Here is a 7,980-nt window from a genome sequence, read left to right as displayed (position 1 = left end):
AGTGGCCAAGGCGGCGATGGAAGGCGGCGTGGCCACGCGTCCGCTGGCGGACCTGGAAGCCTACGAAGAGCAGCTGCAGCAGTTCGTGTACCACTCCGGCGCCTTCATGAAGCCGCTGTTCTCGGCGGCCAAGCGTATCGTGCGCGAAGGCGGCAAGGCGCGCATCGTGTTCACGGAAGGCGAGGACGAGCGCGTGCTGCGCGCAGTGCAGGTGATCGTGGACGAAGGCCTGGCCCGTCCCATCCTGGTCGGCCGCCCCGCGGTCCTGCTGTCGCGCATCGAGAAGTTCGGCCTGCGCCTGCGCCTGGGCGAAGACGTCGAAGTCACCAACCCGGAATACGACGAGCGCTTCCACCAGTACTGGACCACGTATTGGGAGCTGATGAGCCGCCGCGGCATCACCAAGGAAATGGCGCGCGTCGAAATGCGCCGCCGCCTGACCCTGATCGGCGCGATGATGGTGCACCTGGGCGATGCCGACGGCATGGTCTGCGGCACGGTGGGCGCCTACCACGACCATCTGCGCTTCGTGGACGAAGTCATCGGCCGCCGTCCTGGACACAACGTGTACGCCGCCATGAACATCCTGCTGCTCAACGAGCGCACGGTGGTGCTGGTGGATACGCACGTCAACGATGAACCCTCGGCCGGGCAGATCGCCGAATTCACGGTGATGGCGGCTCAGGAAATGGCTCGCATGAACCTGGCCCCCAAGGTCGCGCTGCTGTCGCGTTCGAACTTCGGCTCGGGCAGCTCGGCGTCAGGCGCAAAAATGCGCCAGGCGCTGGAGCTGGTGCGCCAGGCCGCGCCGGACCTGGAGATCGATGGCGAGATGCATGGCGACTGCGCGCTGGACGAAGCGCTGCGCATGCGCATCCTGCCGTCGTCCACGCTCAAGGGCCAGGCCAATCTGCTGGTGTGCCCGAACGTGGACTCGGGCAATATCGCCTACAACCTGCTGAAGACGGCCGCCGGCGGCAACGTGGCGGTGGGTCCGTTCCTGCTGGGCGCGAATGCGCCGGTGCACATCCTGACCTCCAGCTCCACCGTGCGCCGCATCATCAACATGACCGCGATGACGGTGCTGGACGCCAACCGGGTGGAAGCCTCGACCTGATCCGGTCATGTGCGCGCCTGCATGGCGCGCACACACGGCACAAAAAAATGCGCGCCGCTCCATCCTGGGATGGGGCGGCGCGCATTTTTTCTTGCGCTGGCGCGCAAGCTCAGCGCAACGCGGCCTTAGTTGCGGCTGGCCTTCCAGGTGCCGTCAGGCTGCTTGCAGAACCAGAACTGCCACTTTTCAGTGGTCGCGCCGCGCGCGAAATCGCCGACCAGGAAGCGGCAGACGCGGTCGTCCTTGACCTTGCTGGTCTGCGTGGGCGTCAGCTGCACGGTGATGGGCGGGGCCTTTTTGGGCTGGTGCGTGCTGCTCCACTGGGTGCGCTGGCCGTCGGCCGAGCTGTTCAGCGATTGCGCCACGGCTTCGTGGAACGAGGGCTGATCGCCCTTGGGGATCTGCGTGATGATGGCATTGTTCAGCATCACCGGAGGCGCGGCGATCGCCGGCGCGGAAATGCCGCAAGCCACCAGCAAAGAGGCGAGAACGCGGGTGTGTTTCAAGATGGGCTCCCTGTTGAGTCGTAGTGTTATGCCTGATCTTGGGGCGATAGTACGCGAACAGACAAAAAAATGCCGCCAGATGCTGGCGGCCAAGGTACAACAAGGGGAGGGGTAAATCTGCGTGCGCTTAGTTGGCGTGGTAGACGCCTTGGAAGGGCACGTTGTTCGGTTCCACGTCGGCCATTTGGCCAGCGGCGCGAGCGGCAGCCAGTTCGGCGCGCACTTCAGCGCGGGTCTTGCCGGTGTAGGGCGTGCCATAGACGCCTTGGAACGGAACGTTGTTCGGTTCCACTTCGGCCGTCTGGCCGGCAGCCTTGGCGGCGGCAAGCTCTGCCTGCACCTGGGCGCGGGTCGGGCCTTCATACGGGGTGCCGTAGACGCCTTGGAACGGAACGTTGTTGGGTTCGATGTTGGGCGAGGCGGCGTAGGCGCCGGCGCTCAGCGCGGCCAGGGACATCATCAAAGCGGTAGCGAGGGTCTTCATGGTAAATCTCCGATTTCAAGAGCTTTGGGAGCGAATCGGCGGCCTATCCGTCTGGTTCGTTGCTGTTTCCCGATGACTCAATAGTGCGCCGAATCGAAGTAGGGATAAACCCTTATATCGGTAAAAGATATTCCCACCAGTGGAAAGATGAATGGATTCTTATGATTTATTTTCCATTTATGGAATTGGGGACGATCTTTCCAGACGAGCGAAGGCCTGGAACGCGGTAGTTCCATGAGGTTTTGGGTGCAGGCGGGGAAGACCGGCGCGGCGGGCGCGGCCGGTATCAGTAGTGCGGCGGTATTTCGTCGCGCAGGCTGCGGAAGGGGGCGCCGCCCTCGGGCGACTGCTGGCGCAGGTCGGCCACTTCACGCATCAGCCGGTCTATCTGCTGTTGCTGGCGCACGATGATCTGGTTGAGCTGTTCCAGCATGTCGTCCGAGAAGCTGGCCTTGACCTCCAGCTCCAGCAGGCGGCGTTCGATGTCTTGCGATTTATCCATGGCGGGTATTAGAACCGATTCCCGCCGCGGCCCCTACAGGAGGCGTGTTTGGCGCAGCGGCAGTGGTGGCGTATGGGCATGGGGCGCTGGGCCGTGCATGGCCTGCTGGCCTCGTTTCCAGCGGGGGCTGCCTGGGCGCAGGAGGCGGAACCGCTGTTGCCCGCGGTGGTGGTGACGGGGACGCGCCTGGGCACCTCTGTGCTGGACACGCCCGCCTCGGTGAACGTGGTGGAAGGCGCGGCCATGCGCCTGCAGCAGCCGGGTATCAACCTGTCCGAGGGCCTGGCCGGCGTGCCCGGCCTGCAGATCCAGAACCGCCAGAACTACGCGCAGGACTTGCAGATATCCAGCCGCGGCTTCGGCGCGCGCTCCACCTTCGGCGTGCGCGGCGTGCGCTTGTACGTGGACGGCATACCGGCCACCATGCCGGACGGGCAAGGGCAGACGTCGAACATCGACATCGGGTCCATCGGCCGCGTTGAAGTATTGCGCGGCCCGTTTTCGGCGCAGTACGGCAATTCCTCGGGCGGCGTGATCCAGGTGTTTACCGAGGACGGCGTGGAACCGCCATCGCTCACGGCCAGCGGCTGGGGCGGCAGCTACGGCACCTGGCGCTATGGCGCCCGCGCCAACGGCGCCAGCGGCGGACTGGACTACGTGCTGGACCTGACGCGTTTCACCACTGACGGCTATCGCGACCACAGCGCCGCCCGCAAGAACCTGGGCAATGCCAAGCTGGGCCTGCAACTGGACGACGCCAGCCGGCTGACCATCGTGGCCAACAGCGTGGACCTCAAGGCGCAGGACCCGCTCGGCCTGACCTACCGACAATTCCAGGACGATCCGCGCGCGGCGCCGCTGGCGCAGCAGTACGACACCCGCAAGACGGTCAGGCAGACCCAGGGCGGCGCGGTCTACGAGCGCATGGTGGACAGCCGCAACACCTTGCGGGTGATGGTCTACTACGGCCAACGCGATACCACGCAATACCAGGCGATTCCCGCCGCCGCGCAGATGGCGCCGACCCAGGCCGGCGGCGTCATCGACCTGAAGCGCCAGTACGGCGGCGCGGACCTGCGCTGGACCTCCGAGCTGGCGATGGCGGGCCGGCCGCTGACCCTGATCGGCGGCTTTGCCTACGACTCCATGCGCGAAGACCGCAGGGGCTATCAGAACTTCAGCGGCGAGGGCGCCAGTCGCCAACTGGGCGTGCAGGGCGCGCTCAGGCGCGACGAAACCAATACCGTCTACAACGCCGATCCTTACCTGCAGGCTTCCTGGCAGATGTCGGAACGCTGGACGCTGGACGCGGGCCTGCGCTACAGCACCGTCAGCTTCGATTCCAACGACCATTACATCGTGTCCGGCAATGCCGACGACAGCGGCGATGCGCGGTATCGCAAGGCCTTGCCGGTGGCGGCCATCCGCTATGCGCCGAATTCCGAGCTGAGCTTTTACGCTTCCTACGGTCGGGGTTTCGAGACGCCTACGCTCAACGAGATTTCCTACCGTCCTGGCGGCCTGCCCGGCCTGAATTTCGGCCTGGCACCCGCGCTCAGCACCAATCTGGAAGCCGGCGTGAAGGCCAGCGTGGCGGGCGGCCTGCTGACCGCCGCGGTGTTTCATACCGGCACCGACGACGAGATCGTGTCGGCGGGCAGCACGGGCGGACGGACCACCTATCAGAACGCCGGCCGCACGCGGCGCGATGGCGTGGAACTGGGCTGGTCCGGCGAATTCGCCCGCCATGGGCGCGCGCAGCTCGCCTATACCTGGCTGAATGCACGCTATGCCGACGACGGGCCGGGTGATATCCGCGCCGGCAACAAGATCCCCGGCATCGCGCGCCAGGCCGCGTATGCCTCACTGGCCTGGGCGCCACCGGAAGGCTGGCAGGCCTCGGTGGAAGGGCGTTTCCTCAGCAAGATCTATGTGAACGACGCCAACGACGGCGACGCGCCCGGCTACTTCGTGGCGGCGCTGAGCGCGGGCTACGTGCTCAAGGCGGGAGCTTGGGAACTGAACGCCTATGGGCGTGTGGACAACCTGTTCGACCGGCGCTATGCCGGGTCGGTGATCGTCAACGAGACCAACGGACGCTATTACGAACCGGCGGCCGGACGCAGCCTGGGCGTGGGCGTCGGCGCGACCTACCGGTTCTGAAACTGGCGCTCAGTCCGGCATGTCCGGATAGCAGAAACCATAGTCTTCGCAGGCCGGACAGCCCGGCGCGGCGGCCGGCGGCAGGCCCGCCTGCTCACAGGCGGAATAGGCCAGGAACTGCTTCCACCGCAGGTTGCGCACATTGCGCACCACCAGTCCCGGATAGTGGCGCGCCAGCAGGAATGTCACGTCCTCGCGGCCGGACAGGCCCAGGTCCCGCCACAGATGGTCGGGCCGCAGACAGGCATGCGCCAGCACGCTGCTGACCCAGGGCGTGGTGCTTGCGCCGGGCGTGGCCCAGGTGTCCAGCAGCGCGCGCAGCAGGCGCATGAATTCCGCCTGGGCCGCATCCATGCCGCGGGCCGGGTAGATGGCGGCCTGCTCGCGCAAGGCGGCCAGCGCGGAATCGTGGCCCGTCAGCGCACCGGGAAAGAGGCGCGCGATCAGCCCTTCCAGCTCCCGCGACGACAGGCCGCTGCGTCCCAGGTCGCCACAGGCCAGGCTCTTGCCGATGACCGTGGCGAAGAACCCCGCGTCGGGATGGCCCGGCGGCGCATGGCGCAGCAACGCGCCAGCGAACCGCAGGGTGGGTTCGGCGCTACCGGCCGGGGCTGCTGCGGGGGCGATCGAGACGGCATGCATGGTCGGTTGCAAGGGTGCAGATAATTAAACTGTTAATGAAATCGTTATGTTGTCGAATATATAACGAAAATTGTCCGTAGTCTTTGCGGCAAAGCACCCATGGCGGGGCTTTCCGGATTGGCGCGGGAAGGCGCGTATCATCGGCGCCTTCCTATCCGTCCCCCGAAGCTCTCGCATGCCGCGTTCCTTCCGTCCCGCTGTTTCCCGCCTGTGCGGCGCCGTCGCGCTGGCGCTGGCCGGCCTTGCCGCCATGCCGCAGCCGGCCAGGGCTTCCGACATTGGCGCTGTCATCGAGTCCATCCGACTGTCGCGCTATCCGCTGCAGGAACCCGAGAGGCGGGTGTGGGGCGCCGAGAACGTCAAGGACGCGGTGCTGGTTAGCCAACTGGAAAATCGGCTTTACCTGTACCGATACGTGCGCGAGACGGGCAAGGAGTTCAAGCTGGATTTCCGTTCCGCGCCGCTGGCGATAGATCCGGCTTACTGGAAGGCGTCGCGCGAGGAGCGGGTCAGCGTCAGGACGCCGCGCAACGGCGAGACGCATTACTGGGTCGGTTATTCCCATAACGACGCGGACGAGGCGCGCGCCACGGGCTTTCTGGTGGACGCGACGGGCGAGGCCTATGAGGTGGCTGCGGACGAAGCGCTTGCGGTCGTGAGCGGCAGCCGGCCTTGGGACGATGCGCGCAAGGCGGCCATTGCTGCTGCGCTGCGGCCGGCGCTGCTGGACTATCCCAACCGCCTGAAGACGTTTCCGGCGCAAGTGCGCTTCGAGCAGCGCGCGCCGGCGGACGCGCAGGCGGGGTTTCTGGCCCGGCACCAGGCGGCGCGGGCCATTTCGCGTGCCAAGGTCGCCGAGTTCAGCGACGCGCTGGCGGCGTTGCGCCGCTTCGTGCTGCTGCAGGACTATCGCGAGATCGATCCCGCCGGCAAGGATGCGCAGGTACTGATCGCGTTGAACGACTACGGCTTCTGGCTGGCCGAGTCGGGCGAGGCGCAGGAAGCCGATCGCATCCTGGGCGACGTGCTGCGGCGCGATCCGTCGCGCACGGCGGCCTACCTGAACCGCGCCGACGCGCGTTGGAAGCAGGCAGGCAAGGCGGGCGACAAGCGCGCCTACTTCGAGGCCTTGGCGCGCGAGGACTACCGCCAGTACTGTTCGCGCCGACTGGCCGCGCAGGAGTCCATCCCCGCCAATATCGCTGGCCGCATCGGGGCGGCGCTGAGTGTTCCGGCCCTGGACGCGGCGGCTTGCCGGCCGCGCCTGGCCATATTCCAGGCGATCCAGGCCGGCGACGCGGCCGCGGTGCAAGCCGAACTGGCGCGGGGGCAGGACCCCGACGGCGTCAACGAGAACGACACGCCGGCGCTGGCTGCGGCGGTATCGCGCAAGCAGCTGGAGATCGTGCGCATCCTGCTGGCGGCGGGCGCCAGGGCCGATGGCCCCAACAACGGCTATCCGCTATTGGCCAGCGCGCTGCCGGACGGCGACGACACGCGCCCGCCCGCCGAGCGCTATGCCCTGGCCGACATCCTGATCGCGGCGGGCGCGCCCGTGGATGCGGTGGACAGCAGCGGCATGCCGCTGTTGACGCGCCGGATCTCCTACTACGGCAACGACAAGGACAACCTGCTCTATCTGCTGGAGAAGGGCGCAAACCCGAACATCCGCGAGAAGAACGGGCGCTCGCTGCTGCACGCCGCCATGCAGAGCCCGAAGAACTTCTGGTTCGCCGAGAAGCTGCTGGCCAAGGGTGCGGACATCAACGCCGCCTATGTCCGCATGTACTACGGCAACCGCGCCATGTGGGAAACGCCGCTGCTGGAAGCCTTGCGCGAATCCCTCAGCGGTGAGCTGGCGCCCGGGGTGGCCTATCCGATCCCGGAACGGGTGAGCTTCGCGCTGGCCCATGGCGCGGACCCGGCCGTGGGTGGCTACGGCGCGGGCAAGGCGCTGGAACGCAACGGCTTGAACGAAGCGCTGAGCCTGGCGGCGCGCTACATACAGCCGGCGCTGGTGGACCAGCTGGCGCAGGTCGCAGGCAAGCCGCGAGAGCCGCTGACGCCGGAGTCGCTGTCCAGCTTGTTAAGCGTGTGGAACCAGGTCGAGATCCGCGCGGAGACCAAACAGAACGGCCCGCAATGGGATGGGCTGCGCGGCCGGCTGCGCGCCACCGCCGTGCGCCTGCTGGCTGCCGGCGTGCCCCTGGCGCAGGCGTCCGACGCGACTGGCGTATTGGCCAATCGCATCGCGCCGCTGAGCCTGCCGTGGTTGCCGGACGACCTGTACCAGGAATGGCTGCAAGCGGGCGCCGATCCCTCGGACCGCACCGACCAGGGCATCCGTATCCAAGGCGTGGCCGACCCCGATGCATTGCCGCTGGTCACCATGCTGAGGCTGGGGCAGGAGGCCAAGGCGAAAATGCTGCTGGAGCACGATGCCGGCCTGTACCGCACGCCCTGGCGCTGCGGCGCGGCGGTGGCGGACATGCTGGCCTGGCAATTGAGCCAGGACGGCAGCCCCTTGGGTCCGGCCGGCGCGCGCGCCGTCAGGCAGGTGCTGGAC

7 protein-coding genes are annotated in these 7,980 nt (G+C 67.0%); 3 read left to right on the top strand and 4 right to left on the bottom strand.

Annotated elements, in window-relative coordinates:
- Positions 1 to 1,117, top strand: a 1,117-nt coding sequence (locus tag WBB14_RS25255; protein WP_424242196.1) for a phosphate acyltransferase, incomplete at its 5' end; no start/stop codon positions are given.
- A gap of 125 nt (positions 1,118 to 1,242) precedes the next feature.
- On the opposite strand, the gene WBB14_RS25250 is transcribed toward WBB14_RS25255, so the two are convergent.
- From WBB14_RS25250 to WBB14_RS25240, 3 genes are all read right to left on the bottom strand, one after another.
- Positions 1,243 to 1,623, bottom strand: a complete 381-nt coding sequence (locus tag WBB14_RS25250; RefSeq protein ID WP_424242195.1) for a hypothetical protein — start codon at positions 1,621 to 1,623, stop codon at positions 1,243 to 1,245.
- A gap of 127 nt (positions 1,624 to 1,750) precedes the next feature.
- Entirely contained in the window at positions 1,751 to 2,107 is a 357-nt protein-coding gene (locus WBB14_RS25245; protein ID WP_424242194.1) for a DUF4148 domain-containing protein, read from the bottom strand.
- Positions 2,108 to 2,393: 286 nt separating this feature from the next.
- Positions 2,394 to 2,609 (bottom strand): SlyX family protein, encoded by a 216-nt coding sequence (locus tag WBB14_RS25240; protein ID WP_332012370.1) that lies wholly within the window; start codon positions 2,607 to 2,609, stop codon positions 2,394 to 2,396.
- 78 nt (positions 2,610 to 2,687) lie between these two features.
- Between WBB14_RS25240 and WBB14_RS25235 the strand changes: the two genes are divergently transcribed.
- The gene (locus WBB14_RS25235) at positions 2,688 to 4,772 is read left to right on the top strand and encodes a TonB-dependent receptor domain-containing protein (protein ID WP_424242193.1); all 2,085 of its coding nucleotides are present in this window, start codon (positions 2,688 to 2,690) and stop codon (positions 4,770 to 4,772) included.
- A 9-nt stretch (positions 4,773 to 4,781) separates the two neighbouring features.
- Here WBB14_RS25235 and WBB14_RS25230 read toward each other — a convergent pair whose 3' ends face one another.
- On the bottom strand, positions 4,782 to 5,414 hold the full coding sequence (locus WBB14_RS25230; protein WP_424242192.1) for a nitrogen fixation protein NifQ: 633 nt from the start codon (positions 5,412 to 5,414) through the stop codon (positions 4,782 to 4,784).
- A gap of 175 nt (positions 5,415 to 5,589) precedes the next feature.
- Here WBB14_RS25230 and WBB14_RS25225 point away from each other — a divergent pair.
- Positions 5,590 to 7,980, top strand: a 2,391-nt coding sequence (locus tag WBB14_RS25225; RefSeq protein WP_424242191.1) for an ankyrin repeat domain-containing protein, incomplete at its 3' end; no start/stop codon positions are given.

It is taken from the genome of Achromobacter sp. (assembly GCF_049647645.1).
Classification (GTDB): Bacteria; Pseudomonadota; Gammaproteobacteria; order Burkholderiales; family Burkholderiaceae_B; genus Achromobacter.
Note: the sequence above shows the minus strand (reverse complement) of the source record. Positions and strands in the feature narration are given on the sequence as shown.